The sequence below is a fragment of the Micromonospora sp. PLK6-60 genome (genome assembly GCF_019890675.1).
In the GTDB taxonomy this organism is placed as follows: domain Bacteria; phylum Actinomycetota; class Actinomycetes; order Mycobacteriales; family Micromonosporaceae; genus Micromonospora.
This window is the reverse complement of sequence record NZ_JAIOAA010000001.1, coordinates 444,239-458,532: the sequence shown is the minus strand read 5'-3', so window position 1 is coordinate 458,532 and position 14,294 is coordinate 444,239. Positions and strand designations below refer to the sequence as shown.

General features: G+C 73.0%; 12 protein-coding genes. 8 read left to right on the top strand and 4 right to left on the bottom strand.

Annotation, left to right across the window (positions count from 1 at the left end):
• Positions 1-4: 4 nt before the first annotated feature.
• Positions 5-448, top strand: a complete 444-nt coding sequence (locus tag K7640_RS01845; RefSeq protein ID WP_222952877.1) for an SRPBCC domain-containing protein — start codon at positions 5-7, stop codon at positions 446-448.
• 165 nt (positions 449-613) lie between these two features.
• A complete protein-coding gene (locus K7640_RS01840) occupies positions 614-1,453 on the top strand; it encodes a hypothetical protein (RefSeq protein WP_222952876.1) in 840 nt (279 codons plus the stop codon).
• 94 nt (positions 1,454-1,547) lie between these two features.
• Here the strand turns inward: K7640_RS01840 and K7640_RS01835 are convergent, their stop codons facing one another.
• Together K7640_RS01835 and K7640_RS01830 are read right to left on the bottom strand one after the other, a co-directional pair.
• Positions 1,548-1,883: a cupin domain-containing protein gene (locus K7640_RS01835; protein ID WP_222952875.1), complete on the bottom strand. Its 336-nt coding sequence runs from the start codon at positions 1,881-1,883 to the stop codon at positions 1,548-1,550.
• 156 nt (positions 1,884-2,039) lie between these two features.
• Complete coding sequence (locus tag K7640_RS01830) at positions 2,040-2,846, bottom strand: alpha/beta fold hydrolase (protein WP_222952874.1); 807 nt, start codon at positions 2,844-2,846, stop codon at positions 2,040-2,042.
• 177 nt (positions 2,847-3,023) lie between these two features.
• On the opposite strand from K7640_RS01830, the gene K7640_RS01825 reads away from it, so the two are divergent.
• Positions 3,024-3,401 carry a UBP-type zinc finger domain-containing protein gene (locus K7640_RS01825; protein ID WP_308042405.1) on the top strand — a complete coding sequence of 126 codons (378 nt, stop codon included), beginning with the start codon at positions 3,024-3,026 and terminating at the stop codon, positions 3,399-3,401.
• A gap of 68 nt (positions 3,402-3,469) precedes the next feature.
• Here the strand turns inward: K7640_RS01825 and K7640_RS01820 are convergent, their stop codons facing one another.
• Positions 3,470-3,805, bottom strand: coding sequence for an STAS domain-containing protein (locus K7640_RS01820; protein WP_222952872.1), 336 nt, complete (start codon positions 3,803-3,805; stop codon positions 3,470-3,472).
• A 323-nt stretch (positions 3,806-4,128) separates the two neighbouring features.
• On the opposite strand from K7640_RS01820, the gene K7640_RS01815 reads away from it, so the two are divergent.
• Genes K7640_RS01815 through K7640_RS01795 form a run of 5 tightly spaced genes read left to right on the top strand, consistent with a single transcriptional unit; the run spans position 4,129 to position 11,358 of the window.
• On the top strand, positions 4,129-5,529 hold the full coding sequence (locus K7640_RS01815) for an amino acid permease (protein WP_222952871.1): 1,401 nt from the start codon (positions 4,129-4,131) through the stop codon (positions 5,527-5,529).
• Positions 5,526-6,776 carry an arginine deiminase gene (locus K7640_RS01810; RefSeq protein WP_222952870.1) on the top strand — a complete coding sequence of 417 codons (1,251 nt, stop codon included), beginning with the start codon at positions 5,526-5,528 and terminating at the stop codon, positions 6,774-6,776. The genes K7640_RS01815 and K7640_RS01810 overlap by 4 nt, the downstream gene beginning before the upstream one ends.
• Before the next feature lie 17 nt (positions 6,777-6,793).
• Positions 6,794-7,795, top strand: coding sequence for an ornithine carbamoyltransferase (argF, locus tag K7640_RS01805; RefSeq protein WP_222952869.1), 1,002 nt, complete (start codon positions 6,794-6,796; stop codon positions 7,793-7,795).
• 3 nt (positions 7,796-7,798) lie between these two features.
• The gene (locus tag K7640_RS01800) at positions 7,799-8,746 is read left to right on the top strand and encodes a carbamate kinase (protein ID WP_222952868.1); all 948 of its coding nucleotides are present in this window, start codon (positions 7,799-7,801) and stop codon (positions 8,744-8,746) included.
• Positions 8,743-11,358 carry a cation-transporting P-type ATPase gene (locus K7640_RS01795; RefSeq protein WP_222952867.1) on the top strand — a complete coding sequence of 872 codons (2,616 nt, stop codon included), beginning with the start codon at positions 8,743-8,745 and terminating at the stop codon, positions 11,356-11,358. The genes K7640_RS01800 and K7640_RS01795 overlap by 4 nt, the downstream gene beginning before the upstream one ends.
• 123 nt (positions 11,359-11,481) lie before the next feature.
• Here K7640_RS01795 and K7640_RS01790 read toward each other — a convergent pair whose 3' ends face one another.
• The gene (locus K7640_RS01790; protein ID WP_222952866.1) at positions 11,482-14,244 is read right to left on the bottom strand and encodes an AAA family ATPase; all 2,763 of its coding nucleotides are present in this window, start codon (positions 14,242-14,244) and stop codon (positions 11,482-11,484) included.
• Positions 14,245-14,294: the final 50 nt, after the last annotated feature.

The window sequence follows — 14,294 nt, the reverse complement described above, 5'->3', positions numbered from 1 at the left end:
CGAGATGGCAGACATCCTGCACCGCATCGGCGTCGAGCGGTCCTCGCCCGAGCAGGTGTACGAGGCCCTCACCACCCTGGACGGGCTGTCCGGCTGGTGGACCGAGAAGACCGCCGGCGAGACCGACCTCGACGGGGTGATCGAGTTCCGGTTCGGTCCCGGCGGATTCGACATGAAGGTCATCGCACTCGACCCCGGCCGCCACGTCCGCTGGGAGGTCGTGGACGGGCCGCCGGAGTGGATCGGCACCACCGTACGGTGGGACCTCCGCCGAGACGGCGACTGGACGATCGTGCTGTTCGCCCACGAGGGCTGGCGTGAGCCGGTGGAGTTCATGCACCACTGCAGCACCAAGTGGGCGGTCTACCTGCTGAGCCTCAAGCAACTCCTGGAGACGGGACAGGGCGCGCCCGATCCGCGCGACGTGCGGGTCAGCGACTGGCACTGACCCGGCGACGCCCGCTGCGGTGGGCCGGCCCCGGCGACGGCACCTGCCGTGCGATCGACGGGGCCGGCCCACCCGCGCGGCCGTCCGGGCAGCGCCGCACGCGGCCGCGGTCGCTCCGGCGAGCGGACGACCAGGACACTGGCGACCGACACCTACCCTCACGCTGTGAGCTTCCTGACGGTCGCCCTCGCGATCCTGGGATTCGGAACGCTGATGCTGGCGCCGGTCCTGCTGGCCCTGGCCGTGTCGAACGGCCGCCAGCACCGGTGGGTCCGCCGGCACGCCGTTACCCCGTGCGCCGCGCTGCGCCCCGGAGCCAGACTGCCCCAGCGCCTCGCCGTGTACGGCCAGACCGTGCCGGGTCGCGACGGGCTGGTCACCGCGCCGCTGTCCGGTGCCGAGGCCGTGTGGTTCCGCACGACGGTGTGCGCGATCGACGACGTCGGCGACCCGGGCCTCACCCGGACGGCCGTCCTGTGGGAACAGTCTGCGGGGGATCCGTTCGGGGTGGCCGACAACACCGGCACCGTCGCCGTCTCGGCCGAGATCCTTCAGGCGTCCACCTACAACCCTCGGCTGTCGGTGCTGGCACAAACCCGGCTGCCGGTGGCGCACGCCGGCCCCACACCGGTGCGGACCGTCGTCGACGAGGAGACCACCAGCCACCGTCGCAACGGACGGTGGCTCCAGCAGGTCGTCGACCGGGGACTGGTCCCGGCGGACGCGGCCCGGCGCGTGGAGCGGGTGCGGGTGATGGAACAGATCGTGCCCGCCGGCGTCGCGCTGCACGTGATCGGCAAGCCCGCGGTCCTCGACAGCGGAGTCGCCGCGCTCACCCTGCCCAGCACCGGCCGCTACCTCGTGCAGAGCCGGGAGCCCACGGAGACCGAGCGGGAGTTGGCCGGAGACCGCACGTACGGGATGGGGTGCGCGCTGTGGACCGGACTGGTCGGCGTGGCCGCCCTCGCCGCTATCTGGGCCATCGGCCTCATGACGGGCCGGTAGCAGCACCGGCGCCATGAGGACCAGTTGCCGCACGAAGATCAAGGGCCGGCCCGCCTGGTTCGCCCGAGGATGACAATGAATGGTGTCGCTGGGATCAGCTGTGGGCTGTAACCACGGTCAGCAGCACCACCGTGTCCGCCAGGGCCGTCACGCTGTGCCGGTCCGGGCCGATGACGACATGCTCACCGGCGGTCCCCTCCCAGGTCTCCGACGCCGTGGTCAGGCGGGCACGACCCTGGAGGACCTGCAGCGTCGCCTCGGCCGGAGCGTTGTGCTCGCCGAGCTCACGGCCCGCGACCAGCGCGATCACCGTCTGCCGCAGTTGGTGCTCGTGACCACCGAAGAGGGTGTGCGCGCCGCGGCCACTGTGGGCGGTACGCGCCGCCGCCAGCAGTGTCTCGGCGAGATCGGTGAGCCGGGTCGATTGCATCGGTGCCTGCCTTTCGTAGGAGTCGCTGTCACCACGGATTCACCACATCGCCGTTCACCCGCGTGCGGTGCCGTGCGTCGGCGGCATCCGTCAGGGCGGTGGCGAGAGCGGGTGGCGGGCGAACCGCCTGCCACCCGCGGGATGCCGCCTGGCCGGTCAGCCGCGCTCGCGCGCTGCCTTCTCGATGAACTGCGCGGTGATCGTCGGCTGGGAGACGAACACCGCGTGGGAGGCGCCCTGCACGCTGCGGGCGGTGCCGTGCGCACGCGCGGCCATGAAGTGTTGCGCGGCGGCCGGGATGTTGCGGTCCGCCTCGGCGATGAGGAAATAGCTGGGTTTCGTCTGCCAGGCCTGCGGCCCCGCCGCGGCCTCGCTCAGCGCGGCCCCGGTGATGGGCCGTTGGGAGACGGCCATCAGCTTCGCCTCGGCCTTCGGCACGTCCGCGGCGAACTGCTGGGGGAACAGCTTCGGATCGACGTACAGATCCTCGTTGCCGTCGGGCAGCTGCACCGGGCGCAGCGTCTCCCCGAGGCTGCTGCCGGGGAACTTCGCGGCCAGGTCGCCGGCGCTCTCGCCCGGCAGCGGCGCGAACGCGGCCACGTACACCAGGGCCTTGACGTCCGGGTCGCCGGCCGCGGCCCGGCTGGCCAGCATGCCGCCGTAGGAGTGGCCGACCAGCACGATCGGGCCGTCGATGGAGTCGAGCAGTGCCTTGACGGACGCGGCGTCGGCGGCGACACCGCGCAGCGGGTTGGCGGCCGAGACGGTGGGGTAGCCGTCGTGCTGGAGCCGGCGCACCACGCCGTTCCAGCCGCTCGAGTCGGCGAAGGCGCCGTGGATGAGCACGACGGTCGGCTTGGCGGGGCGCCCACCACCCGCCAGGGCGGCCGGTCCGGTGCCGGTCACCACGGCGGCGGCGGTCAGCGCGGCCATGGCGATACGGCGGATGTTCCTGGATCTCATGCTGCTGCTCCTCTGAAGTCGGGAGATCGGATACCGCCATGGAACCGGGCAGCAGTGCCGATTCAATGCCTATCCAGTGGCTTTGGCCGGCGAGCAGGAAAGATGGGTACGCTCTGGGGTGCGGATGCCCGGCGGACCGGCCCGAGCACCGCGGCCGCGAGTCGGAGGGAACACATCGTGGATGACCAGCCCACGCCGGAGTCGCCGGCCGGGACCGCGGCGATCAATCCGGCTGTTCCACCCAGCGGAGCGGGCTGCGTCGAGTGCGACTCCTCCGGTGGGTGGTGGTTCCACCTGCGCCGCTGTGCGGCCTGCGGCCATGTCGGCTGCTGCGACTCCTCGCCGGGCCAGCACGCGACCGCGCACGCGGCCGCGACGGGTCACCCGGTCGTGCAGAGCTTCGAACCGGGCGAGTCGTGGTTCTGGGACTACGCCAACGACCAGTTGTACGCCGACGGGCCGGAGCTGGCCGAGCCGCACGCGCGCCCGCTCAGCCAGCCCGCCCCCGGTCCCCGTGGTCGGGTACCGGAGGATTGGAAGTCTCGGCTGCACTGAGCCCGACCGGTCCGGGTCTCGGCCCGGACGGCTGGGTGGGAAGGCAGGCCGCGTCGGCGGCCCCCGGACTACCCCTCGGCCAGGGGGAAGTCGAACAACTCGGCCCACCCCAGCACGCTCAGCATCCGCCGCAGCTGTGGGTTGGCGCCACGCAGCCGCATGCGTCGGCCGGTGGCGCAGAGCCGGATCGCAGCCTGGGCGAGAGCTCGCGACCCGAGCACGTCGATGAACGTGAGCTTGTGCAGGTCGACGGTGACGTCGCCGGCCGTCTCGACGAGTAGGTCCAGCGCGAGTTCCAGCGTCGGCACGGTGGACAGGTCCACCTCGCCGCGCAGCCGCACCCCCGGGCAACGGGTCAGCGCGGTGACCTCCAACTGCCAGTCCGGCTCCGACGATGGCGTCATGGCCTGCTCATCTCCCCTCACGTCGAGTCGTTGTCCTTGTCGAAGATCGGCTTCTTGATCAACGTCTGCCGGTGCCAGGCTGTGCCGGCCACCGGCTCGGACTTTCGACCAGTTGCGAAGCTATGGGCGGCTCGTGCGGTCTCAGTGACGAAGGAGTGTGCACGCCGACCGCCCGGCGTCCGCGACGACGTCCGCAGCCGGGAGCGGTGCCCGGCCGGCAACCTCTGCGGGACGGGTCTGAGCGCACTCGTTTGCCACTGGTCCTGCACTGGCCCCTCCTAGCGTCACCGAGCAGAAGAGATCACTCGGTGAGGAGGAAGGTCATGCCGAATGCGGTAGGACCGTCACTGGTCGTCGATGACAGTCCGGCGCGTGGCCGGCCCGACGATCGACGCTTCGGGCTGCCGACCGCCACCGCTCTGGTTGTCGGGTCGGTCATCGGTACGGGTGTGTTCGCGTTGCCGTCGGCGCTGGCCGGCTTCGGTCCGATCTCGTTGGTGGCGTTCGTACTGGCGACGGTCGGCGCGGTCGCGCTCGCCCTGACGTTCGGCGCGTTGAACCGGCGCGTCCCCGGCTCCGGCGGACCGTATCTCTACGCGCGCAACGGGTTCGGGGAGTTCGCCGGGTTCGTCAACGCGTGGAGCTACTGGATCACCGCCTGGGCCGGTAACGCCGCCATCGTGGTGGCCTGGGTCGGCTACGTGGAGGTGTTCTGGAACACCTCCCATTCCCGGGGCTGGTCGCTGGTGATCGCGTTGGTCGGGTTGTGGGTGCCGGCGGGGATCAACCTGGCGGGGATCCGGAGCCTGTCCGTGGTGCAGGTGCTCACCACCGTGCTGAAGTTCATCCCACTGCTGTTCATGGCCACGGTCGGGCTGCTGTTCGTCAAGTCCGCCAACTTCGGCGAGTTCAATGCCAGCGGCGGGTCCGCCTTCGGCGCGGTCAGTGCCGCGGCGGCCATCGCCTTGTTCGCCTACATCGGCATCGAGACCGCCTCGGTGGCCGCCGGGCGGGTGGTGAACCCGCGGCGCAACGTCGGCCGGGCCACCGTTCTCGGCACCGTCGCCTGCGCCGTGGTGTACATCCTCGGCACGGTCACCGTGTTCGGCACGGTCAGCCAGGAGGCGCTGGTCGCCTCGGCCGCGCCGTTCACCGACTCGGCCAACGCGATCTTCGGCGGCCGGTGGGCGGGCGACACGGTCGCGGTGGCGGCGATAGTGTCCGGTTTCGGGGCGCTGGTCGGCTGGACGCTGATCGTGGGGGAGATGCCGCAGGCCGCCGCGCGGGATCGGCTGTTCCCGGCTCCGTTCGCGCGGGACAGCCGGCGTGGGGTGCCGGCGTACGGGATCGTCGCCGGCACGATCCTGGCCTCGGCGTTGACGGTGGTGAGCTACACCAGCTTCGCCGAGGTGTTCGCCACGGTGGTGTTGCTGTCGGTGCTGACCGCCGTCATCCCGTACCTGTTCTCCGCCGCCGCCCAGGTGTACTGGCTGCTGACCGAGGGCCGCCGGACCCGCTCCGGCCATCTGCTGCGCGACCTGCTCGTCTCGGTCACCGCCCTGCTGTTCAGCTTCTGGGCCGTGGCCGGCAGCGGGTACCAGGCCGCCTACTACGGGCTGTTCTGCCTGCTGCTCGGCGTGCCCGTCTACATCTGGCTCAAAGTCGGAAACCGGGAGTACGGCGAGACGTCGCCGGCTTCCCTGGCCGAAGGGGTACGGCGATGACCCGCACCAGCATCGACAGCAGGCCGACCATCGGCGTCGGATCGGAGATCGGGGCCCTGCGCGAGGTCATCGTGCACCGGCCCGGGCTCGAGATCGAGCGGCTCACCCCGGGCAACGCCGGCGAGCTGCTCTTCGACGACGTCCTCTGGGCCAGCCGCGCCCGCAGCGAACACGACGCGTTCGTCGAGGCACTGCGGCAACGCGATGTGACCGTGCACCTGTTCGGTGACCTGCTCGCCGAAGCGCTGTCCACGCCCGACGGTCGAGAGTTCGCCCTGGCCCGTACGATCACCGCCGAGCAGTTGGGCGCCGGGCTGGCCCGCGAGGTCCGCGCCCTGTTCGACGACACCGAGCCGGCCCGGCTGGCCGAGTATCTCGTCGGCGGGGTGACCAAGGCGGAGCTGTCTCCGCTGACCCGGCCCAGCCTGACCTGGCAGGCGGCCGACGTCGACGACTTCCTGCTCGCCCCCCTGCCCAACACGCTGTTCCAGCGGGACAACTCGGCGTGGATCGGCGCGGGCGTGACCATCAATCCGATGGCCAAGGCGGCCCGCCGCCGGGAGTCGGTAAACACCCGCACCGTCTACCGCTACCACCCGCGGTTCCGCGGCGCGCAGTTCCCGGTCTACTGCGGCGACGACGACGCCGACCACGGGTCGGCGACGCTGGAGGGCGGCGACATCCACGTCATCGCCCCGGATGTCGTGGCGGTCGGCATGGGTGAGCGCACCACGCCGGCGGGCATCGAGATGCTCGCCCGCCGGTTGTTCGCCACCGGGCAGGCGCGCCTTGTCCTCGCGGTGGAGCTGCCCCGGACCCGCTCCGCGATGCACCTGGACACGGTGCTGACCATGGTGGATGTCGACACCTTCGTCCTCTACCCGTACGTCGCCTGGAACGAGGTGCGGTGCTGGCGGCTCACCCCCGGCGGCGGCCCGGACGACCTGGACGTGGAGGAGAGCCGGGGCGTGCCGGCCGCGCTGGCCCAGGCCCTCGACACGGGGTCGGTCAAGGTGCTGACCGCGGAGGCGGACCGCCGCACCGCCCAACGGGAGCAGTGGGACGACGCGAACAACTTCCTGGCCGTCGCCCCCGGTGTGGTCGTCGGCTACGACCGCAACGTCGTCACCAACACGATGCTGCGGCGCAACGGCATCGACGTCATCACGCTCGCCGGCAGCGAGCTCGGCCGCGGTCGCGGTGGCGCCCGCTGCATGAGCTGCCCGGTACGCCGCCAACCGCTCTGAGCAAGGGAGAACCCCTCATGACCTCGCAACCCCGCCCCGGCTCCTTCCTGCAGGACCTGGACCTGGACAAGCCCCGACGTCTCGACCTGCTGGCCCTGGCCGCCGGGTTGAAACACGACCGGCGGCACGGAGACGAGATCCCGCGGCTGCGCGGACGGTCCATCGTGCTGGTGTTCGAGAAGAACTCCACCCGTACCCGGTGCGCGTTCGAGGTGGCCGCCCACGACCAGGGGGTCCACGTCACCTACCTCGGACCCGACGGCACCCACCTCGGTCGGGAGGAGTCCGCCGCCGACACCGCCCGGGTGCTCGGCCGGATGTTCGACGGCATCGCGTTCCGCGGCCACGCCCAGGACACGGTGGAACTGTTCGCCGAGCACTCCGGCGTACCGGTCTGGAACGCCCTCACCGACGCCTGGCATCCGACCCAGAGCCTCGCCGACGTGCTCACCATGACCGAGCACCACGGCGGTGACCTCGAGGACATCGCCTTCTGCTTCACCGGCGACGGCCGCGGCAACATCGCCCGTTCCCTGCTCGTCACCGGCGCCCTGTTCGGCATGGACGTACGCGTCGCGGCACCCGCCGGCCTGCAACCACCACCCGACGTGGTGGCCGCGGCCGAGGTCGCCGCCCGGTCCAGCGGCGCGCGCATCCTGGTCACCGACGACCTGGACACCGCGGTACGCGGCGCCGACTTCGTCTACACCGATGTGTGGGTCAGCATGGGCGAGCCCGACGACGCGTGGCAGGACAGGGTGCCGTCGCTGCTGCCGTACCGCGTCACGGACGAACTGTTGGATGCCACGAACCGCTCCGGCGTGCGGTTCATGCACTGCCTGCCCGCGATCCACAACCGCGGCACCGACATCGGCGCCCGCCTGCACCGTCAGTTCGGTCTGGACGGCGCGGAGGTCACCGAAGAGGTGTTCGAGTCCAAGCGGTCGATCGTGTTCGACCAGGCGGAGAACCGGCTGCACGTCATCAAGGCACTGCTCGTGCGGGCACTGGCGGAGTGAGCCGTGCGTATCGTCATCGCCCTCGGCGGCAACGCCCTGCTGGAACGCGGCGAGAAACCGGACGCGGCGATCCAGCGCCGGCACGTGCGCCGGGCCGCGACGTCCCTCGCCCACCTGGCGACCGACCACCAGCTGATCGTCTGTCACGGCAACGGTCCGCAGGTCGGCCTGCTCGCCCAGGAGAGCGAGAGCGACCCGGCGCTGAGCCGGCCGTATCCGTTGGACGTGCTCGGCGCCCAGACCCAGGGCATGATCGGCTACTGGCTGGTCCAGGAACTGCACAACGCCGGCGCTCCGGCGGTCGCCGTGCTCACCCGGACCGTCGTCGACGCGGACGACCCCGCCTTCGCCACACCGACGAAGTTCGTCGGACCCGGCTACGACCAGCGGCGCGCCCGGGCCCTCGCCGACCAGCGCGGCTGGCGGATCGGCCGGGACGGCGACCGGTGGCGGCGGGTCGTGGCGTCGCCCGAGCCGCGCCGGCTCGTCGAGATGGACACCCTGCACACCCTGGTCGAGCGCGGGGAAATCGTGGTCTGCGGCGGTGGCGGCGGCGCACCGGTGATCGAGACCGGTGACGGCCGGTTGGACGGCGTCGAAGCGGTCGTCGACAAGGACCTCACCGCCGCGCTGCTCGCCCTGCGGTTGGGCGCGCACCGGCTGCTGGTACTCACCGACGTGCCGGCAGTCCTGCGCGACCACGGCACCCCCGCCGCCACCGCCCTGCGCACCGTCGACGTGGACACCCTCGCCGGCATGCGTTTCCCCGCCGGATCCATGGCACCCAAGGTCGAAGCCTGTATCCGGTTCGTGCGGGCCTCGGGCCACACCGCCGCCATCGGTGCCCTCGACGACGCCGCCGCCGTCCTCGCCGGCACGAGCGGCACCACGGTCGTCCCCGACGCCGCTTCGTCGCAGTCGACCGCCCGCAACGGGGGGAGCGCCGGATGAGCGTCGAGCTGGAGGACCCGCGGGTCGAGCGCGGGCTCACCTCCGCACACGCGGGCGACCTGCTCCGGACCGCCGGGCCCAACACGGTCACCGCCGCCCGGCCCCGTCGTCTCGTCAGCCGGATCGCCCGTCAGCTCGGCGACCCGCTCGTGCTGCTGCTGCTCGCTGCCGCGGTGGTCACCACCGTCCTGGGCGATTATCCCGATACCGCCGTGATCGCCCTGGTGGTGCTCCTGAACACCGTCATCGGTCTGGTGCAGGAGATCCGCGCCGACACCGCGGTCGACGCCCTGGACCGGCTCGCCGCACCGACCGCCCGGGTCGTACGGGACGGCCACGACGTGGTCGTACCTGCCGCCGAGGTGGTGCCGGGGGACCTGGTACGCCTGGAGGTAGGCGACGTCGTGCCAGCCGACCTGCGCCTGACCGACGCGGTGCGGCTGCGGTTGGACGAGTCGGCACTGACCGGCGAGTCGATCGCGGTCGGCCGCGTAACGGGGGAGGAGGCGTACGCGGGGACGGTCGTGGTGACCGGGCGCGCGACGGGGGTGGTGACCGGGACCGGCTCGGACAGCGCGCTGGGGAAGATCGCGACGTTGGTGGCCTCGACGCGCCCGGCGCCGACCCCGCTGCAACGCCGGCTCGCGGGGCTCGGCCGGACGCTGGGGGCGGCCGCGGTCGGCCTCGCGGGCGTGGTCCTGGTCCTCGGTCTGGTGGCCGGGCGTCCGCTGCCCGACATGGCGGTCACGGCGGTGAGTCTGGTGGTCGCCGCCGTCCCGGAGTCCCTGCCGGCGGTGGTGACTCTCGCGCTGGCCCTCGGCGCCCGACGGATGGCCGCCGCGCGGGCGATCCCGCGCCGGCTGCATGCCGTCGAGACCCTCGGGTCGGTCACCGTCATCGCGTCGGACAAGACCGGCACCCTGACCGAGGGCCGGATGGCCGTGCAGCGCGTCGTGACCCCGGACGGCGCGGAATTCGACGTCACCGGCGACGGGTACGCACCGCACGGCGTGATACGCCGCGCGGGCGAAACGGTCGTCGCCTCGGACGACCTGCGTCGCCTCGCCGAGGCGGCGCTGTTGTGCAACGACGCGACCCTGGCCGCACCCACCCAGGAGCGTCCGCACTGGAGCGCGGTGGGCGATCCGCTGGAGGCGGCACTGGTGTCGTTCGCCGCCCGCGCGGGCCTGGACGTCGCTGCCGTGCGGGCGGCCCGGCCCCGGATCACCGAGCGTCCGTTCGACCAGGACACCCGTCGGATGGTCACGGTGCACCGCATCGGCGATGACGAGTACCTCGTGGCGTGCAAGGGCGCACCGGAGAACGTCCTGGCCGCCCCGCTCGTCGCGGCCCACCCGGAAACGGTGGCCCGGCTGGTCGCCGCCGCCGACGCGCTCGCCTCCGACGGGTGGCGAGTCCTCGCGATCGCCGCCGCGACGACCCGGACGGCGCCCGACCCCGGGTGCCCGGTGGCCCTGCGGCCGCTCGGGCTGGTCGGCCTCGGGGACCCGATCCGAGCGGGTGCACCGGCGGTCGCGGCGGCCTTCGACCGGGCACAGGTCAGGATGCTGCTGATCACGGGAGATCATCCGGCTGTCGCCGCCGCCATCGGCAACCGGCTCGGCATCTGGCGCGCTGGCGACCCCGTCCTCACCGGGGCAGAGCTTCAGGACGGACGGGCGAACGCCGACCCGGCGGCCGGGGGCGTTCTCGACGCCGAGCAGGCCGATCGGGTCCGGGTGTTCGCCCGGATCCAGCCGGAGCAGAAACTCGACATCATCGCCGGGCTCCAGGCGCGCGGTCACGTGGTGGCCATGACCGGTGACGGTGTCAACGACGCCCCTGCGCTGCGTCGCGCCGACATCGGGGTCGCCATGGGCGGCGGCACCGAGGTGGCCCGCCAGGCCAGCGACCTGGTGCTGGTCGACGACAACCTGGACACGATCGCCGCCGCCATCGGTGAGGGGCGGCGCATCTACGACAACATCCGCCGGTTCCTGCGGTACGCGCTGTCCGGAGGGCTCGCGGAGATCGCCGTCATGCTGGTGGGACCGTTCCTCGGGCTGGCGGTGCCGCTGCTGCCGGCGCAGATCCTGTGGGTGAACCTGTTGACCCACGGCCTTCCGGGGGTGGCACTCGGCGCCGAGCCCGCCGAACACGGGGTGCTGCGCCGACCGCCGCGCTCCGGGCGGCATTCGGTGCTGGGCGGCGGGTTGACCAGGCAGATCCTGGTGACCGGTGGTCTCATCGCGGCGGTGGTGCTCGCGGCGGGGACAGCGGCGCACCAGCTGGGGCGACCGTGGCAGACGATCACCTTCGTCGTGCTCGGGCTCGCCCAGCTCGGGGTCGCGCTCGCCGTACGCGCCCGCCCGGCACCGGGTACGCCGAGCAACCGTGGACTGCTCGCCGCGGTGGCGCTCTCCGTCGCGCTGCAACTGCTGGCCGTGCTCGCGCCCCCGTTGCGGGCACTGCTCGGGGTCGACCCGCTCGGCCTGGTCGAGCTGGCCGCCTGCGTCGCGGTCGCGGCGATCCCGGGGCTCGCGCTGAGCCTGGCCCGCCAGCTGTCGAAGCCCGGTCGGCACCGCAGGTCGCGCCGCGGAGGGCGGCGGTGACGGCACCGGGCAGCGCGACATGTCCGCTCGCCGGCGCACCGGCGGCCGCCGTGCGGGAGTCGACGGAGCGGCCGCCGGTCGCATCGGCGGCTCCCGCCCCGCCGGCTCCACGGGTGGCGACGGTCAGTCGTCCGACTCGGGGCCGCCGCCGGCCAGGGCGGCGGCCAGCTGCCCCCGGTTGGTCACCCCCAGGCGCGGATAGATCCGGTACAGGTGTGAGCCGACCGTCCGGTGGGAGATGAACAGCCGCTCCCCGATCTCCCGGTTGCTCAGCCCCTGTGCCGCGAGCAGCGCGATCTGCATCTCCTGACCGGACAGCTGCTCGCCGACGTTCGGGGACCGCCGTCCGGTGGACTCGCCGACGGCCCGCAGTTGCCGGCGGGCCGCCTCGGCCCACGGGCGCGCGCCGAGCCGGTCGAACTCGTCGCGGGCGGTGCGCAGCGGGTCGCGGGCGTCGAGGTAGCGCCGTTGCCGGCGTAGCCATCGGCCGTGGTGCAGCTGCAGCCGGGCGCGGATCAGCAGGCACCCGTCGGGCAGCGCGGTCAGTGCCCGGCGGTAGCGCGGCTCCGCCTCGTCGTCCGGGGCCAGCACGGCATCGCAGTACGCCTGCGCCATCCGCATCATCTCCGATGGCAGCCGGCTGGCCAGGTCCGCCAGCTCGGCCAGCAGCTCCCGCGCCCGGTCGACGGCGCCGGCGGCCACGGCGGCGTCGGCCAGGTCGGGCGCCACCAACCAGCGGCTCACCGAGTGGTGGTGCGGATCGTTCGGGTCGAAGACCCGCGCGAGGAACTCGTACGCCTCGCCGGCGTGCCCGTCGAAGAGCGCGAGCAGCCCGGTGACCTGCTGGGCTATCGCGGCGGCGAACGGCATCCCGAGGAACAGGCTGCTGGCCCGCAGCTCCTGGATCAGGCGGGTGGCCGTCTCGCCTTCCCCGCGCGTCACCGCGACCAGCGCGGCCGTGGCGGTGAGGCCCAGCCAGGCGATCGACTCGTCGGTTTCCCGGGCGAGCAGCCGCCCCTCCTCGGACTCGGCGCGTGCCTGTTCGAGCCGACCCAGATAGAAGCGCGGCCAGCTGCCGGCCAGCGCCCTGGCGAGCAGGCCGAGCCGCCCCTGTGCCCGCCAGATCTCGGCCGTCTGCGCCAGGTACCGCGAGGCGTGGGTGAAGTCGCCGACGACCATCGCTCCGCTGCCCAGGAAGTGCAGCCGGTAGCCGTCCTGGGGGCCGGGGCTGACCCTGTCGAGCCGTCGGAGCACGTCGCGTCCGTGCCGGTACGGCTCGGTGTACAACCGCACCGTCAGCGTGTGTGGAGCGTCCGGGTCAGGGTTCCACCGGTCCAGCTCAGCCGCGGTCTCGGCGCGCGTCGCCGCGTCACCGTCCTGGAAGAAGCACCGGGCCGCCGCCCGCCACAGCAGGTTCTCGGCGACGTGCCGGTCCCCGGCGTCCATTGCCGCAGCCGCCGTGGCGACCATGCCGTGGATGCGCCGTTGCGGCTCGTCCGGTTCGAACGCGGCATTGTCGGACACGAGCATGAGTCGACCGCGGTCCACGGGGCCGAGCCCGTGCAGGTCGGCCTGCGCCAGCAGCGCCCGGGTGTGGGCGCGGTCGCTGAGCTGGCTGGACAGTTCCGCCGCCCGGATCAGGATGCCGGTCTGTCGGTGCGGGTCGCGTACCAGCCGGGCTGCCCGGCGCAGGGCCGGCACGCTCACGGCGATCTTGCCCCGCGCCTGCGCCGCGTCGGCGAAGCGCTCGAGCCGGTCGGCCAGGTCCTCGTCCGGACCGATGGCAGCCTCGGCCTGGTGGGCGAGCTGGCGCTCCGGGTCGTCCGCCAGCATGGCGGCCAGGCAGCGGTGCACGGCCAACCGGTCGGTGAGCGTGGCCCGCCCATAGATGGCGGACCGCATCAGCGGATGCCGGAACTCGGGATGTCCGTCGACCATGGTGACCAGGCCCGCGTCGGCCGCCTCCTGGAGCGCGTCCAGGGTTACCGCGGCGCCGGCCAGCCGGCTGGACACCGTCAACAGCCGGTCCAGCGACGCCGTCGGCTCGGCGGCCAGGACCAGCAGGAACATCCGGCAGGCCGGGCTGGTCGGGTCGGTACGTGACGCGAAGGCGGCCTCCAGCCGGCGGGTCAGCGGCAGGTGATCGCTCTCCTCGGGCGTGCCGTGCACCGCCTTGGGCAGCTCGACCAGCGCCAACGGATTACCCGCTGCCCGGGCCAGGATGAGCGCCCGTGCCGGGGGTGGCAGGTCCGGCGCGCCGGTGTCGAGCAGTACGGCGGCGGCCGCCGCGTCGAGCGGTTCGACGGTCAGGTCGGCCTGGTCGCTCCAGCGGTACGGCTCCGCGCCCTCGGTCCGCGCCGCAGCGACGAGCAGGATGGCGTGCCCGTGGGTGCGGCGCGCGACGAAGGTGAGCACGTCCCGGCTCGGCGTGTCCACCCACTGAAGATCGTCGACCAGCAGCAGGACGGGCCGCCGCACCGCGGCGTCGGCGAGCAGCTCGAGGACCGCCAGGGCGACCTGGTGCACCTCGGGCTGGGCCTGTTCGGCGCCGAACGCCGCCCGGATCGCCTGCCGGTGCCCCGGTGGCAGCCCTTCGACGCAGTGGTCCAGCGGTCGCAGCAGCAGGTGCAGGGCGGCGTACGGGAACCACCGTTCGGTTTCCACCCCGGCCGCCGAGAGGACCGTCAGGCCGCCTCCGCTGGCCTCGGCGCGCAGGGCCCGCAGGAGGGCGGACTTGCCCACCCCGGCGCTGCCGCGCAGGAGCAGCGCGGTGCCCTCTCCCGCCCCGGTCCGGACGACCAGGCGGCGCATCAGCCGCAGCTCCGCGTCGCGGCCGATGATCACGGGTACGCCATGGCCGGGTTCCCGCACGGCGGCTGCGTTCATGTCCGCAACTCTGACAACACCGATCGCGTGAAATGTCGCGATGGTGGCCC

Bases quoted from the DNA above. Each gene is read 5' to 3' on its own strand.
- K7640_RS01845 (WP_222952877.1), top strand. From the start codon at position 5: ATGGCAGACATCCTGCACCGCATCGGCGTCGAGCGGTCCTCGCCCGAG.
- K7640_RS01835 (WP_222952875.1), bottom strand. From the start codon at position 1,883: ATGCAATCGACCCGGCTCACCGATCTCGCCGAGACACTGCTGGCGGCG.
- K7640_RS01830 (WP_222952874.1), bottom strand. From the start codon at position 2,846: ATGAGATCCAGGAACATCCGCCGTATCGCCATGGCCGCGCTGACCGCC.
- K7640_RS01820 (WP_222952872.1), bottom strand. From the start codon at position 3,805: ATGACGCCATCGTCGGAGCCGGACTGGCAGTTGGAGGTCACCGCGCTG.
- K7640_RS01815 (WP_222952871.1), top strand. From the start codon at position 4,129: ATGCCGAATGCGGTAGGACCGTCACTGGTCGTCGATGACAGTCCGGCG.
- K7640_RS01810 (WP_222952870.1), top strand. From the start codon at position 5,526: ATGACCCGCACCAGCATCGACAGCAGGCCGACCATCGGCGTCGGATCG.
- argF (WP_222952869.1), top strand. From the start codon at position 6,794: ATGACCTCGCAACCCCGCCCCGGCTCCTTCCTGCAGGACCTGGACCTG.
- K7640_RS01795 (WP_222952867.1), top strand. From the start codon at position 8,743: ATGAGCGTCGAGCTGGAGGACCCGCGGGTCGAGCGCGGGCTCACCTCC.
- K7640_RS01790 (WP_222952866.1), bottom strand. From the start codon at position 14,244: ATGAACGCAGCCGCCGTGCGGGAACCCGGCCATGGCGTACCCGTGATC.